A 14,576-nucleotide genomic window follows, 5' to 3' on the forward strand; every position below is an offset into this window, starting at 1 on the left:
AACTACCCTGCCAGATAGGGCTAGCAAGCTGAATACATTGAGTGATGGTATTAAAATCCTTAACTTTATTTTGTTCTTATTAAGAGACGTAAAGCCGATGTTTTTCTTCGGTGTGTTGTCAGTGTTGCTTTGTTTTATTTCATTAGGATTAGGGATTCCCGTTATCCTAGATTTTATCGATACAGGGTTAGTTGAAAGAGTACCTACTGCTATTCTGTCTAGCTCAATTGCACTTATTGCGGTGATGTCTTTCTTTTGTGGCTTGATACTTGACAACGTGTCACGAGGTAGAAGAGAGATGAGAATCCTCTCAATATTAAGAAGTCACGATCACAAGCTATCAAAATAGGGTTCAGGTATGAGAATAAGCAAGAACGAAGATAAAGAATGGCTCAACTATTTATCTCGATTCAGTGACGAATATGATGAGCGGGTTTACAGCGGAAATACAACGGGTTATGTGATGAGAGCTGGCCATGTAGCGTGCGAAAAGCCATTTGGTGAAAGTGAACACTTTTCGAGAGTGTTAGAAGTGGGATCCGGAACGGGTGAACACTTACTGCATGTTAAGCACACTTTTGATGAATATATTGTAAGTGATGGTGATGCTGCGGCGCTTGAGTTGGCCCAAAAGCAGCTCAATCATATCAACTCTTACGATAAACTTACTTTCGATGTGACCAATGCTAGGCAATTAAACTTTGAAAGTAATAGCTTTGATCGAGTGATTGCAACTCATATATTGGAACATTTGTATGAGCCCCATTTAGTTATCAAAGAGTGGTTAAGAGTGTTAAAGCCCGGAGGAACTCTTTCGATTCTGATTCCTACTGATCCTGGAATAGCATGGAAGATTGGTCGGTACTGTACGACGAGGAAGCAAGGTCTGGCAAAAGGTTGGAATTACGATTATATAATGGCAAGAGAGCATGTAAATCCATGTAATAATCTAATTGCGTTCTTAAGGTACTATCTTCCTGAACATCAAAAATCATTTTGGCCGATGAGTTTTGTGCCTCTTATTGACTGCAATTTATTCTTCAATTTTCACGGGATTAAGCCTGATTCTAGTTCTGAAAAGAAGTAAGAAGCAAGCGACTCGCTTACTTCTTACTATAAATCTTTTAGACTGTTAAACCTGTGATTGCGCCAAAGACCATGAATAATCCGACAAGCCCTACAATAGGTAACTTCACGGTTTTCAATAACCACACACCAACAATGATCAAAGCGAAGTCTAAACCACTATTCACTGCGCTTGTGAAAATCGGTTGATATAGCGCTGCCAATAACAAACCTACAACCGCCGCATTCACACCTGTAAGTGCACCAGCCACTAAAGGTTTGCTTGCAATCGCCTGCCAGTTCTTCAGTACACCCAGTAGCAATAAAAAGCCCGGTAAGAACACAGCAATCGTTGCGAGGAGTGCGCCTGTGATCGGTGCCGATGGCATCAATACATAACCTAAGTAAGTCGCAAGTGTAAACATAGGCCCTGGTACTGCCTGTGCTGCTGCATAACCTGTTAGGAAGGCATCTTGAGACAGTTGGTCACCAATACCATTTTGTAGCAACGGAAGTACCACGTGGCCGCCACCGAATACTAAGCTACCGGCTTGGTAGAACAGGCCAAACACTTCAATACCTTGAGAGTAAGCACTGAATAGAGGCAGGCCAACTAGCAAAGCAACAAAAATCACCAGAGGCGTTACCGATATCTTTTGTGTTGAAGGTGTCGTTTTTAGCTCTTGAGACGTCAAGAACTTACTACCAACCATCGCTGCAAATAGAAGCACTAACACTTGAGGCCAGATGCCTGGAATCAGTAGCAGTACAATCGCGGTAATCACACATAAGGCGGTCGCTATCTTCGATTGGCAGAAGTTCTTGTACATACCAAAGGTAGCATCAGCCACAACCACTACCGCTAATAACTTAAGCCCGTGAATGATTGAATTGAAAAGTGGTGCTTCCAATAGCTGGTTGCTGACTAACGCCAATATCAGCATCAGAATCACAGATGGGGAAGTGAAGCCGACAAATGCAGCAATAGCACCTGTTAGTCCACCTTTCTTGTAGCCAACCGCAAAGCCAACCTGACTTGAGCCTGGGCCCGGTAGGAATTGACTAAGAGCGACAATCTGCCCGTACTCTTCGTCGGACAACCAATTCAGTTTTTCAACAAAGGTTTTACGGAAGTAGCCAATGTGTGCTGCTGGTCCACCAAAGCTAATCCAGCCAAGCCAGAAAAAGGTTTTAAAAATTGAAAGCATGATCGATTCCAGATAAATGTTTAGCGTAATTTAGGTGGAGTTAAACTATGATTCAAATTAATTGTTTTAATTATAACTATGAATGAAATGGGTTATTTGGCATGGCTGATTTTAATTGGAAAGGGATCGACCTTAACTTGTTGATTGCACTGCAGGCTTTGTATAAAACGAATAGCGTGAGTAAGGCTGCTGAGCGTTGTTATGTCAGCCAATCTGCGATGAGCCATAGCTTACAAAGGCTACGAAAGTTGTTTGATGACCCTTTGTTTGAGCGTGTAGGTAGCAAGATGGAGGCGACCGACCGAGCCATTGAACTATCAAGCACCGTGGACGCGCTACTGAATACCATCCAGTCAGAGGTACTGTTGTCTAAGTCGTTTGATGCAGAGACTTATAAAGGGACTTGGAAGATTGGTCTCACTGATTATGCCGAGCAGATGTTCGCTCCAATATTGTTTGACCTGATTAAGCAATCCTCTCCTTATTCTCAAGTAGCGTTGTTCAATGTAAACCGGAGTAACTACCAGCAAGTCTTTGAAGATGCCACGCTTGATATGACGATAGGCAGCTTTGGTGAGGTACCAAAGCAATATCGAACAAAGCATTTATACACGGAGCAACATGTTTGTTTACTTGATCAATCGGTTCTAACTATTGAGGATCCGATGTCGCTAGAACAATTTGTTGCTGTCGAGCACGCGCTCGTTTCCCCGGCAGGGGCTTTAAAGACGGGAGTGGACACTCGTTTAGGTGAACTCGGTTTAAGCCGGAAAGTCGCGATATCTTCCAGTAACTTTTTAACTGTTAAGCGGCTCATTCGTGGCAGAGAACTATTATGTATTGTCCCCAAGCTAGTCGCGCGCAAGGATATGGATAGTGAAGAAACCTTACTAGCTGTGAAGCCACCAATTGATGTTCCAGATTTTGATATCCAGCTTGTTTATCGAAAGGCAAAGCATTTAGATGATAAAAATAAACTACTTAGAAAGTTGATTACTAATGCGATCTCATCTGTGATTTCCGAATAGTTTATTGTGTCGGTTAATCGTCAAATTTATATGAATTAATTTTAGAAAAATCCGGTTTATTATAAGAACCCGACTATACTTAATTTACGACTCAAAGCAGTCGTAAAGAATAGGCTTTTTGATTTACCTAAGTAAAAAAATTGGTTATATCTTCATGATATAGCTTAAAAATCTACCAGGCTAAACGGACTTAGTTGGTCTTAAAAGCGCTAGCTCCCCCTAGCGCTTTTTTCTTTCAGTTGGATTCTGGTAGCAGGCTCTGAATCTTCTTCAGCAGTTTTTCGATCTCTTGTTTTTCATAATTGGCAGTCACCTTAGATTGGCTACTTTCTCTCGCAAGCAGTGTGGTTTCAATATGATGTTGTAACAAGGCATCTTGCGAATTGGCGTTGAGCTTCTCTGCAAGTCTCACCGCTTGCTGGCCTATTCTTGTGAAATCTTGTTTGATGGTTGTAAGAGGCGGATTGAAGAATGCGCTGTCTTCTATACCATCAAAACCCACGACCGCAACCTTGTCCGGTACTGGTATTTGCAATTCTTGCAGTGCGCGTAAAACCCCTAATGCCATTTGATCACTGGCGACCAACACAGCATCAAACTGGATTTGTTTCGCAACGGCGTCTCGAATGCCAAGGTAGCCACTTTCTGCTTGCCAGTTTCCTTGATGTTGAAACTGTACCTGACAGTTTGCATCTGATAACACACCCAACCAACTTTGAAGACGGATTTGTGAGGCACTGGACTCATTAGGCCCACTGATCAACAAGTATTCACTGCGACCATTTTCAATAAGATGTTGAGCCGCCAGCTTTGCGCCCTCGGCATGATCGCCGCATATATAGTTAACTTGACTGTTAGAAGGGACATCAATGAAGATGAGGTTTAAGTGTTGATATTGTTCTACCAGCAATTCGGCGTCTGCACTCTTTAAAGGCACATTGAGAATGATGCTGTCGATCTGTTGGGCGATCAGTTCACGAATGGCTTCGCGGGTGTTGGCGAGGTTCGGTTCTGATACCACAGAAAAAGCGGTGCCATACCCCATATCGTGAGCCTGCATTCGCACACCATTGGCGATCATTGCGGCGCCGTGTAAGGCCATATCGAGAGTTACTAACCCTATGCTGGTGGACTTGGAACGGCTGAGCATTTGAGCACCTTTATTGGGCACATATCCAAGCTTCTTTATCGCAGCATTCACTTTGTTTCGAGTGGATTCTGCGACATCCTGCGAACCGTTCGTCACCCTTGATACTGTTTGAGTCGATACGCCAGCCAGCTTCGCCACATCTTTAAAAGTTACACTCATCACACTGTCCATCGAATATTCCCGTAGTTCGATGAGCTTATCCAATTTAGCGAAATGAAACTCTGCTCCCTTTCAAAAAAATGTCATTTGAAACATTAAATATGTTTCCGAAAACAGTCGATCTTGTGCAAATTTTAGCAACGAATAAGTGTTTTTAGATCACGTTATTTAGCCATTTTGGTACTAATTTCAGTCTTCAAGTTCACTATTAATTTTAGTTTATGTTTACGAAAACAATACGAGATTGGCTATGAGCGAATTTATTCATCTAACAAGTAAAAACCACAGTTTGATCATCAAATCGGGCCGTACTCCAGAGGTTCTTCACTGGGGCGCAAAGATCGCCAGTATTGATGAAGATCTTTTGTTATCAACCGAGAGACCGATCTCTCAAGCACGCCTTGATGTCGATGTACCGCTTTCTCTTTGTCCTGAATTGGGTAGCGGTCATTTTAATGCGCCGGGAATTGAAGGGCATCGTGATGGTTTTGATTGGGCTCCCGTTTTTAATACCGTCCGCGTAGAAGCTCAGGATCAGCAAGCCACTTTTGTTCTAGAAGACACCGTGTCTAAGCTTGAATTGACGGTCGAAATTAAACTGGATTACGAGTCTGATGTGGTTCAAAAGCGCATCACAGTAACCAACAAAGGGGGCAGTAAATACTATTTAAATAAGCTGTCATCAACGTTGCCGCTGCCAAACCACGCCAATGAATTGATGACGTTCCATGGTCGTTGGTGTCATGAGTTCCAAACGCAACGTCAGCGTTTTGAGCATGGTGGCTTCATGCAAGAGAACCGTCGCGGTCGTACTTCACATGAAAATTTCCCAGGCATGTTTGCTGGAACGCAAGGTTTCTCAGAGCAGAACGGCTTGGTGTGGGGCTTCCATTTAGGCTGGAGTGGTAACCACCAAATGCGCGCTGATGTCCGTAGTGATGGCCGCCGTTTTGTTCAAGCGGGAGAGTTATTGCTAGCGGGTGAATCGATTCTAGAGCCAGAGGCAACTTACCAGACACCTTGGCTCTACGGCTGTTACAGCAACTCTGGTTTGAACGGCATTGCTCAACGTTTTCAGCAGTTTGTTCGTGACAACATTATTCAATTCCCTACTGATAAACCTCGCCCAGTACACTTGAATACTTGGGAGGGCATCTACTTCGACCATAAACCGGAATACATCATGCGCATGGCAACCGAAGCCGGTGCGATGGGCGTTGAACGATTCATTATTGATGATGGCTGGTTTATTGGTCGTGATGGTGAACGAACGGCATTAGGCGATTGGTATCTTGATGAAGTGAAATACCCAAATGGCTTAGAACCTGTGATTGAACACGTTAACCAGCAGGGCATGGAGTTCGGGTTGTGGGTTGAACCTGAGATGGTCAGCCAAGACTCAAACCTATACCGTAACCACCCTGATTGGGTACTAGGTTTACAAGGTTATCATCAACCCTCTGGTCGTTGGCAGTATGTTTTAGACTTGCAGAATGAAGCGTGCTTTGACTACTTGTTCTCTCGCCTTGATGCGCTTCTGACTACGTACAATATCGGCTACTTAAAGTGGGATATGAACCGTGAATTAGTTCAGCCGGGCCACCAAGGTAAGGCGGCGGTGCATGGTCAAACTCAAGCCTTGTATCGTCTCGTTGATCAACTGAATCAAGCACACCCTAAGGTCGAGATTGAATCTTGCTCATCAGGCGGTGGTCGCATTGATTTTGAAATCCTAAAGAGAACACATCGATTCTGGGCATCCGATTGTAACGATGCATTGGAACGCCAAGCCATTCAAAAAGGCATGAGTTACTTCTTCCCTCCAGAAGTGATGGGTGCGCACATTGGCCCTGCTGAGTGTCACTCAACCAATCGTCGTCACAGTATCAATATGCGTGGTGTCACCGCTTTGATGGGACACATGGGCGTTGAGCTTGATCCGGTTAAAGAGTCGCAACAAGAGAAACAAGCTTTCTCTCACTACATCGCTCTACATAAACAGTTCCGCCATATTCTGCACTCAGGGCGCAGCTTCCGCATGGATCCTGCGGACAAAAACCAGAACATCTATGGGGTGCAAAATGATGATGAAATGCTGATCACCGTGTGTCAGTTGGCGATGCCTGAATATGCTCTGCCATCACCACTTCGTATTAGCTGCGTGGAAGACAGTGCGCTGTATCAAGTGAAGTTAGTGGAGATGCCACAAACCAGTTTCCAACTCATGAAGCAACGCCCTCAATGGTTAGATAAAACACTGACTTTAAGCGGCGATAACCTCAAAGAGATTGGATTGACCTTACCTATTCTCGACCCGGAGTCAGCCTTGATTGTACATCTAAAAAAGATGTGAATCTCTGACTCTGAGTACCCCTACAAATAAAAATCTAAATATAAAAATTATAATCGGCAGCGAGGTATTGCTGCCGCAATAACTCAACTTAAGGAAAACAAAATGTCTATTACCGTTCTGCTGTCATTTTTGTTATTTACTGGGTTTGTAGTCGCGTTTACCTACAACAAAGTAAAAAATGACAAAAACACCTCACAAGATGGCTTCTTTCTTGGCGGAAGAAGCTTAACCGGTGGCTTAATCGCCAGCTCGCTTATCTTAACGAACTTGAGTGCCACTAGTTTCGTGGGCATGAGCGCACAATCTTATACCCACAACATGAGTGTCATGGGTTGGGAAGTGGCCTCTGGTGTCACCTTGGTGATCATCGCTTTAATGTTGGTACCTCGTTATTTGAAACAAGGCATCACCACCATTCCCGACTTCTTAGAGAGCCGCTACGACATGTCGGTGAAGAAGTTTGTGACGTTACTTTTCTTGTGCCAATACGTGATCAACATTTTACCTACCACACTTTACGCGGGCGCCGTTGTTTTGGGTGAAATCTTCGATGTTCAGGCTCTGCTGAATATTTCAGAGTTTAGCTCAATCGCGCTTATTTCGGCGACGATTGGTTTACTTGGCTTCTTTTATGCGATTTATGGTGGCCTAAAGGCGGTTGTGATTGCAGATACCATTAATGGTGTAGGCTTGATTGTCGGCGGCATGATGATTCCAGTATTTGGTTTGATGGTACTGGGCGAAGGTAGCTTTGGTGCTGGCTTAGATATTCTGCTTTATGCCGCGCCAGAGAAGCTTCAATCTGTGGGTACAGAAACCGATCCACTGCCGTTCTCAACATTGTTCACAGGTCTGCTTTTGGTGAACTTGTATTATTGGGGTACTGACCAATCCATCATTCAACGCGCATTAGGTGCTAAGAACCTAAAAGAAGGTCAGAAAGGGGTCATCCTTGCGGGTGCGATTAAGGTTATCTCTCCGCTGTTTTTGATCATTCCGGGTATCATTGCTTTCCACATGTTTGGTGCTGATGCGGGTAATCCAGACACCATGTACACCCGTTTAGTGAATGAAGTTTTGCCTAAGCCGCTGGTGGGTTTCTTCGTTGCGGTCATGTTTGGTGCGATTTTGAGTACCTTTAATGGTGTGTTGAACAGCTCAACGACTCTGTTTGCATTGAACGTGTATAAGCCATTATTCGGGCATGGTAAAACGGACGAAGAGCTAGTGGGTAAAGGGCGTATTTTTGGTGTCGTGATTGCGATTATCTCGGTATGTATCGCACCGTTCATCATGTATGCGCCAGAAGGTCTGTTCCAATATCTACAAATGGTGGCTGGTTTCTTCAGTGTGCCAATCTTCACTATCGTGTTTGTTGGCTATGTATCTAAACGAGTACCAGCTGTAGCGGCGAAAGTGGCGTTGGTGGTGTTTGTAAGTTCATACGCAGCAATGCAGCTAGTATTTAAAACACCGATTCACTTCCTACATCAATTAGCGATTCTGTTCGTGGTATGTACCGCGTTGATGTTCATCATTGGTTACTTTATGCCGCGTGAGTCTGAGTACGTGATGCCAGTCAATGAGAATATTGATGTCACCCCTTGGGAGTTCCGTTTTGAGGCTTCGGCTATCATTCTCTACATGGTGTTAGGTGCTTACGTGATGTTCTCTGATGTGGGCTTTGTCTCTGATGATCCAACCATCATGCAGGTTTACGGTGTGTGTGGCATCGTGATGTTAGTCGGTATTTTTGGCCGATTAGCAAAGCGTAAGAAGGGCGTTGAAGCGACGGTTTAGTTATTTGGTTTTATTTTGTAACTGTCTGATTTTATTTAAACTAGGTGAGATTCTAGTAAAAGGTTCATCATAGGCTAATTACTATAAAGCGAATAACAAAAAGCCGCGCCATAAAATAATGGTGCGGCTTTTCTACTTTTGGAAATGGTCATGTTTAATCATAACCATTAACCAAGAATTGGACTCTGGATTACGCTAGGTCGTCTTTACCTTCGATAAGCGCATGGTGGCTAACTGAACCTGCGGTACGTGCCGCTAGGTGTGGTACATAACCAGGATCGTTCATGAAATCTACCGCAGCTTGCTTTGATGGCCACTCGATGATGATGCGAAGTGCAGGCTGTTCTGCGTCGCCTTCAAGGCGTTCGTGGCTAGAAGTACGCGCTAGGTATTTACCGCCATATTGAGCAACCAGTTTATTTGCAGGGCCAATGTAATCGGCAACCCATGCATCTGTTGTTGGTGTTACTTCTAGTACTGAATAGTAAGACATAATGATGTTCTCCACGTTGTGCGCTCTGAATGAGTCTGTGCACTTTAGTTATTGGTTGTTTTAGTCGCTGTCTTGCTAACGTGTTGGCTAGCGAGTGAAATAATAGTAGTTCGAGCGAACCTGTTTGATAATCCCTACGATTGCAGAATCTTTATATAGAAAACGTTGATAATAATATTTGAAAGTCAGTATTGTTACGTCAATTGAAAGCAATAGTGATGTTGGATGACGATTAAGGAAGGGCTGTTTTTATCGGTGATTAGTGAAGCTTGTATAGCAATAACCTAGATAGAACATTGTAGTCAGAATATGATGAAAGGTACCTCAATCATGACAATTGAGATACCTAGCGTATTGTTTAACCTATTGTATTTATAGTTCTAAAAAGAGAATCGAGTCCATTTCTTAGCTCGCCAGCGATAGGCCATGATGATTCCACGGAACCACTCGTCCATCGCGATTGCCATCCAAGCCCCCAATACGCCATAACCCCAATGCACGCCAAGCAAATAGCTCATGGCAACCCCAATGCCCCACATGCTGAGAATACCCATTTTGATCGGGAATTTAATGTCGCCAGCAGCCTTTAGACAAGAGATAAAGATCAGGTTAAATACTCGGCCAGCTTCAAGAATGATGGAACCTGCAATCAGTGCAGCAGTTAGCGCAATGATCTCTGGATCTTGAGTGAACAGATCGAGAATTTCTAAACGGAACACATATACCATGCAGGTAATCGCGGTTGAGGCGATAAAGCCAACCACAAAGTAACGTTGCACGCGCTTGGTAATCTCGTCGATCCAACCCTTACCAATGTAATAGCCTGTTTGGATTTGGCTGCCTTGACCAATCGCCAGTGCAAACGCAAAAGAGAGGCGAGCGATGTTTTGTGCGTAAGTAAACGCAGCCAATGAAGAGGTGCCCATCTGCACGACAAAGAAGGTAATGCTGATCTGAGCCATGTTATAAGAGAGCACTTCTCCGGCGTTCATCGAGCCGATCTTAATGATTTTTTGATAGATGGCTTTCGGCACAGATTTAAACTGCTTCACTGGTAGATCAATCCCTTTGCTTCTGACCACACCAATCAAGATCAACATCCCTATCACTTGGCTAATGACGGTCGCGGTCGCAACTCCTTGCACGCCGTATACAGGCAAACCAAAAGGTTGATATAAGGCACAGTAGTTACCGAATACGTTGATAACGCCTGCAATCATGTTGATCACCATTGGTGACTTTGAATAGCCATGACTGCGCAAAATAGTGGTGAGAACCACACCTATGGTTACATTGAAGGTGAGAGCACCACTGATGAACAGGTATTCTTGCGCATACTGTTCAACTTGAGGTTCGAGTTGATAGAGCGGGATAAAATATTCAGCAACAAGAACGGCAATAACACTCAGTAGCCCACCGGCAATAATGGCCAGAATGATGCTCGCTACGCCCACGTGAGCGCTCTCTTGAGTGCGGGAGGCACCATTGTATTGCGCGATTAGAATACCCGTACCACTGCTGACCATGGTCGAGACAATGATCAGGAAAAAGGATATCTGAGAAATAACACCAACGGCAGACACGGCTTTGTCCGAGTATCCCGATAACATGAATACATCACTGGTGTTGAGTGCGGTTCTTAAAAGAACTTCGATAAAAATTGGCCAGGTGAGCGCAACGATTCCCATACGTTTATTTAGGGTGGAATCAGCATTAGGCATTTAGGTTTTCTCAAAAAAGGGGTAGGCGACACTATAGTTTAGCGATTATTTAGTAAACGACTATCAAATTAATGTCCGGAAGGCTAATAAGGATAAATAAAATTCGAATAAGTCTTCAGAACCCAATATTTCAGTGAGAGTGATGAAATTTTTGAGTGGGATTTCATAAGCCATTAAGAGGAACAAAATGGAAGCATGTGATTGCTTGAAACGAATGGAAAGTGAGTTTGAAAAATGGCAAAACTAGCGACATCGAGCTAGCTCTACCGTTTTAAAGTCTAGTTAATTCGTTGCCCTTGATCATCGAATAGGTGGCAATCTGTTGAGGAGAAACTCAGTTCAAGTGATTGGTATCGAGTCACCTCTTGGTCTCCTGGTAGGTGCACCTTAAAGCTATCCACGCCACAAGACTGGCCAAACATATAAGTGCTGTTTCCTAGTCGCTCAACCACTTCACTTTGAAATTCAATGGTGATATCGGAGCCACTGTTAATCTCTAAATGTTCAGGTCGAATGCCTAGCGTGATGCTTTGTCCCTCTTTTAATCCATCACTTGGTAAGGGGAGGGTAATTTGGCTGACACCGTTAACAGCGAGTTGGGCGTGCGTTTCTGAGGTGCTGTTAACAACACACGGTAAGAAATTCATTTTCGGTGAGCCAATAAAGCCAGCCACAAATTCATTTTGTGGAGAGTGGTATAGATCGAGTGGAGAACCGACTTGTTCAACACGACCATCTCTTAATACCACGATCTTGTCTGCAAGCGTCATGGCTTCGACTTGATCGTGCGTGACATAAATCATGGTATTTTGCAGATCTTGGTGCAATTTGGCGATTTGTAAGCGCATATCGACGCGAAGTTCAGCATCGAGGTTCGAGAGCGGTTCATCGAATAAGAATACTCGAGGGTTGCGAACTATTGCTCGACCGATAGCGACACGTTGACGCTGCCCACCCGAGAGCTCCTTTGGTTTACGTTTCAATAAAGGTTCTAGTTGGAGCGTCTTTGCCGCACCGGTGACTTGCTTTTCAACGACTTCCTTCGCTACGCCATTCATTTTGAGGCCAAAGCCCATGTTTTCTTCCACGGTCATGTGTGGGTAGAGTGCGTAGGATTGAAATACCATAGCGACACCACGCTCAGCAGGATCGACATCGTTAACAAGATCGTCTCCAATATGAATCTCGCCTTCAGTGATTTCTTCTAAGCCAGCAACTAAGCGTAAGAGGGTTGATTTTCCGCAACCTGATGGTCCAACGAATACGACGAATTCGCCATTATTTATTTCTAGATCAACACCATGGATGGTCTGTATATCACCATATCGTTTGATGACCTTTTTTAAGCTGATATCAGCCATGCTCTCTCCTTGCTTCGTTGGACTACATCTCTTTGCCTTTAAAACATACGCTTTCATCAGAAATTTGTTAGGTGCCTCGCATGATTTATTGATCATCGTCATATAAATCCCGTGATCTATACTGATTTTTGTGAAAACGTTTACATAAATAAAACATAACTGTGCGTAATGTTATCAATAAGCCTAATATTTGAACGTAATCATTATAAATGCTGAGCTACTGATTGGGATTTATAAATTCAGATGGAAGTTAACCAAGTAGCAAACCAAGCTTTTAATACAAGGAATTTTGGGAAATGGAGCAATCTGTGAAAACGATATACCCAGAAAATCGCACCCCATCAGCGAAGAAGAAAAGGCGCATCAGTTCCAAGGTCTCGCCTTGGCTGTTCTTAGCGCCCGCCATCGCTATCTTCTCTCTCTATGTTATCTACCCCATCTTGGACAGTATCTGGCTGAGTTTCTTTGAGTGGGATGGATTAGGCGAAAAGGAGTGGGTGGGGCTTGAGAACTATCGCGAGCTTTTTGACTCAGATGCTTTCTATACGTCGTTAACGAATAACTTCCTTTGGTTGATCTTCTTTATGCTTGCACCACCCTGTGGCTTGGCGATTGCCCTTTTCCTTAACCAACAAGTGAAAGGCATTCGTGTCGTTAAATCTCTGTTTTTCTTCCCGTTCGTTATTTCTCAAGTGGTGGTAGGCCTCGTATTTGCTTGGTTCTATGACCCCTCTTTTGGCCTTTTCAATATTGCACTTGGATCGCTTGGCTTCGAGCCTATTTCGATACTTGCTGATGAGGACTATGTGACCTATGGAATTATCGTCGCTGGTTTATGGCCACAAATTTCTTATTGCATGATCTTGTATTTAACGGGTTTGAATAACCTCGACCCTGAACAGTTGGAAGCAGCTCGCCTTGATGGCGCAAAGAAATGGCGAATGTTGTGGTATGTGGTGCTCCCACAGTTAAGACCTGCAACCTTTATCGCCGTGGTGGTCACGGTGATTGGTGCCCTGCGTTCATTTGATTTAGTGGCGACTATGACGGCTGGCGGCCCTTGGGGCAGCTCGACAGTACTTGCGTACCAAATGTATGAAGAGTCTATCTTTAACTATCGAATGGGTTATGGCGCGGCGGTTTCCGTTGTGTTGTTCCTGATTATGGATATCTATATCGCTTACTTCTTGTGGCGCATGTTAAGGAGTGAAAAATAATGTATCCGCAACCAATTCAAAAAGCTGGCCGCTTTACCAACATTAGCTACCGAGTCGCACTGCCTATTTCCATTGTGATGTGGTTATTACCACTTATAGCCGTAATGATGACGTCGATTCGTTCGATGGAAGACATCAACAAAGGTAACTACTGGGGATGGCCGAGTGATATTCAGTTCATTGAAAACTACACCCAAGTATTTACCTCGACGTCGATGGGACAGTACTTAATCAACAGTTTGATCATCACTTTGCCTGCCGTTGCAGGGGCTGTGGCGTTGTCGACACTGGCTGGCTATGCTTTGGCGAAGTACAACTTCAAAGCCAATGTGTGGATTTTCGCGATGTTCATCGCAGGTAACTTTGTTCCGTTCCAAATTCTGATGATTCCAGTCCGTGATTTAACGATTGGACTCGGTCTATACGACACTCACTGGGCATTGATTTTTTTCCATATCGCTTTCCAAGCCGGTTTTTGTACCTTGTTCATGCGTAACTTTATTGTCGGGATCCCTGATGCCCTGATCGAAGCGGCGCGTGTTGAAGGGGTGAGTGAATGGAAAATATTCTGGCATGTCGTACTCCCTCTGGTTCGCCCAGCTTTAGCGGCGTTAGCCGTATTGGTGTTTACCTTTATTTGGAACGATTTCTTCTGGGCACTCGTACTGGTTCAGAGTGACGACGTTCGTCCAGTAACGGCAGGGCTTAGCTCACTGCAAGGTCAGTGGTTGGCGTCTTGGCAGTTTATGTCGGCGGGTGCTGTGGTCGCGGCTATCCCACCGGTAGTGCTGTTCTTTACCATGCAAAAGCACTTTATCGCAGGCCTGACATTGGGTGCGACCAAAGGGTAAATAACGAGATAAGAATCGATACACGAATCTAGCAATAGCGAAGGCTTTAAGTCGTTATTGCTACCGACATCCCAAATGGATGAATCATTGAAGAGAAACTAAAACACGAACAACCCTACGAGATAAAACAATAAGAATTGGACTTAGAGAGCTTAGCTCCATAACAAGGA

General features: G+C 44.1%; 11 protein-coding genes and 1 pseudogene. 7 read left to right on the forward strand and 5 right to left on the reverse strand.

The window, feature by feature from the left end:
* Together AB4484_RS07425 and AB4484_RS07430 are read left to right on the forward strand one after the other, a co-directional pair.
* Nucleotides 1-349, forward strand: a pseudogene (locus tag AB4484_RS07425) (glycosyltransferase); the annotation flags it as partial.
* 9 nt (nucleotides 350-358) lie between these two features.
* Nucleotides 359-1,087 (forward strand): class I SAM-dependent methyltransferase, encoded by a 729-nt coding sequence (locus AB4484_RS07430; RefSeq protein ID WP_372077328.1) that lies wholly within the window; start codon nucleotides 359-361, stop codon nucleotides 1,085-1,087.
* Nucleotides 1,088-1,124: 37 nt separating this feature from the next.
* Here AB4484_RS07430 and chrA read toward each other — a convergent pair whose 3' ends face one another.
* On the reverse strand, nucleotides 1,125-2,273 hold the full coding sequence (gene chrA / locus AB4484_RS07435; protein ID WP_372077330.1) for a chromate efflux transporter: 1,149 nt from the start codon (nucleotides 2,271-2,273) through the stop codon (nucleotides 1,125-1,127).
* A gap of 101 nt (nucleotides 2,274-2,374) precedes the next feature.
* Here chrA and AB4484_RS07440 point away from each other — a divergent pair, with 101 nt between their 5' ends.
* Nucleotides 2,375-3,301 carry a LysR family transcriptional regulator gene (locus tag AB4484_RS07440; protein WP_372077332.1) on the forward strand — a complete coding sequence of 309 codons (927 nt, stop codon included), beginning with the start codon at nucleotides 2,375-2,377 and terminating at the stop codon, nucleotides 3,299-3,301.
* A 235-nt stretch (nucleotides 3,302-3,536) separates the two neighbouring features.
* On the opposite strand, the gene AB4484_RS07445 is transcribed toward AB4484_RS07440, so the two are convergent.
* A complete protein-coding gene (locus tag AB4484_RS07445; protein ID WP_372077334.1) occupies nucleotides 3,537-4,610 on the reverse strand; it encodes a LacI family DNA-binding transcriptional regulator in 1,074 nt (357 codons plus the stop codon).
* Between the two features lie 250 nt (nucleotides 4,611-4,860).
* Between AB4484_RS07445 and AB4484_RS07450 the strand changes: the two genes are divergently transcribed.
* The gene (locus AB4484_RS07450; RefSeq protein ID WP_372077335.1) at nucleotides 4,861-6,963 is read left to right on the forward strand and encodes an alpha-galactosidase; all 2,103 of its coding nucleotides are present in this window, start codon (nucleotides 4,861-4,863) and stop codon (nucleotides 6,961-6,963) included.
* A 102-nt stretch (nucleotides 6,964-7,065) separates the two neighbouring features.
* Nucleotides 7,066-8,763, forward strand: a complete 1,698-nt coding sequence (locus AB4484_RS07455; protein WP_372077337.1) for a solute:sodium symporter family transporter — start codon at nucleotides 7,066-7,068, stop codon at nucleotides 8,761-8,763.
* A 190-nt stretch (nucleotides 8,764-8,953) separates the two neighbouring features.
* Here AB4484_RS07455 and AB4484_RS07460 read toward each other — a convergent pair whose 3' ends face one another.
* The 3 genes from AB4484_RS07460 to AB4484_RS07470 all read right to left on the reverse strand — a co-directional run bounded on the left by AB4484_RS07460 (nucleotide 8,954) and on the right by AB4484_RS07470 (nucleotide 12,338).
* Nucleotides 8,954-9,256: a DUF1330 domain-containing protein gene (locus AB4484_RS07460; RefSeq protein WP_017632557.1), complete on the reverse strand. Its 303-nt coding sequence runs from the start codon at nucleotides 9,254-9,256 to the stop codon at nucleotides 8,954-8,956.
* 380 nt (nucleotides 9,257-9,636) lie between these two features.
* Complete coding sequence (locus AB4484_RS07465; protein WP_248337138.1) at nucleotides 9,637-10,977, reverse strand: MATE family efflux transporter; 1,341 nt, start codon at nucleotides 10,975-10,977, stop codon at nucleotides 9,637-9,639.
* Nucleotides 10,978-11,255: 278 nt separating this feature from the next.
* Complete coding sequence (locus AB4484_RS07470; RefSeq protein ID WP_122082203.1) at nucleotides 11,256-12,338, reverse strand: ABC transporter ATP-binding protein; 1,083 nt, start codon at nucleotides 12,336-12,338, stop codon at nucleotides 11,256-11,258.
* A 296-nt stretch (nucleotides 12,339-12,634) separates the two neighbouring features.
* Between AB4484_RS07470 and AB4484_RS07475 the strand changes: the two genes are divergently transcribed.
* Nucleotides 12,635-13,555 (forward strand): carbohydrate ABC transporter permease, encoded by a 921-nt coding sequence (locus AB4484_RS07475; RefSeq protein ID WP_081229514.1) that lies wholly within the window; start codon nucleotides 12,635-12,637, stop codon nucleotides 13,553-13,555.
* Nucleotides 13,555-14,406, forward strand: coding sequence for a carbohydrate ABC transporter permease (locus AB4484_RS07480; RefSeq protein ID WP_048605580.1), 852 nt, complete (start codon nucleotides 13,555-13,557; stop codon nucleotides 14,404-14,406). Before AB4484_RS07475 ends, AB4484_RS07480 begins: the two co-directional genes overlap by 1 nt.
* Nucleotides 14,407-14,576: the final 170 nt, after the last annotated feature.

Origin of the sequence: Vibrio sp. 10N.261.46.A3, from assembly GCF_041472995.1 — a bacterium.
GTDB lineage: Bacteria > Pseudomonadota > Gammaproteobacteria > Enterobacterales > Vibrionaceae > Vibrio > Vibrio coralliirubri.

What these genes read in the sequence shown, in the direction of transcription:
- AB4484_RS07480 (WP_048605580.1), top strand. Translation starts at nt 13,555, where the DNA reads ATGTATCCGCAACCAATTCAAAAAGCTGGCCGCTTTACCAACATTAGC.
- chrA (WP_372077330.1), bottom strand. Translation starts at nt 2,273, where the DNA reads ATGCTTTCAATTTTTAAAACCTTTTTCTGGCTTGGCTGGATTAGCTTT.
- AB4484_RS07460 (WP_017632557.1), bottom strand. Translation starts at nt 9,256, where the DNA reads ATGTCTTACTATTCAGTACTAGAAGTAACACCAACAACAGATGCATGG.
- AB4484_RS07470 (WP_122082203.1), bottom strand. Translation starts at nt 12,338, where the DNA reads ATGGCTGATATCAGCTTAAAAAAGGTCATCAAACGATATGGTGATATA.
- AB4484_RS07440 (WP_372077332.1), top strand. Translation starts at nt 2,375, where the DNA reads ATGGCTGATTTTAATTGGAAAGGGATCGACCTTAACTTGTTGATTGCA.
- AB4484_RS07455 (WP_372077337.1), top strand. Translation starts at nt 7,066, where the DNA reads ATGTCTATTACCGTTCTGCTGTCATTTTTGTTATTTACTGGGTTTGTA.
- AB4484_RS07430 (WP_372077328.1), top strand. Translation starts at nt 359, where the DNA reads ATGAGAATAAGCAAGAACGAAGATAAAGAATGGCTCAACTATTTATCT.
- AB4484_RS07450 (WP_372077335.1), top strand. Translation starts at nt 4,861, where the DNA reads ATGAGCGAATTTATTCATCTAACAAGTAAAAACCACAGTTTGATCATC.
- AB4484_RS07445 (WP_372077334.1), bottom strand. Translation starts at nt 4,610, where the DNA reads ATGAGTGTAACTTTTAAAGATGTGGCGAAGCTGGCTGGCGTATCGACT.
- AB4484_RS07465 (WP_248337138.1), bottom strand. Translation starts at nt 10,977, where the DNA reads ATGCCTAATGCTGATTCCACCCTAAATAAACGTATGGGAATCGTTGCG.
- AB4484_RS07475 (WP_081229514.1), top strand. Translation starts at nt 12,635, where the DNA reads ATGGAGCAATCTGTGAAAACGATATACCCAGAAAATCGCACCCCATCA.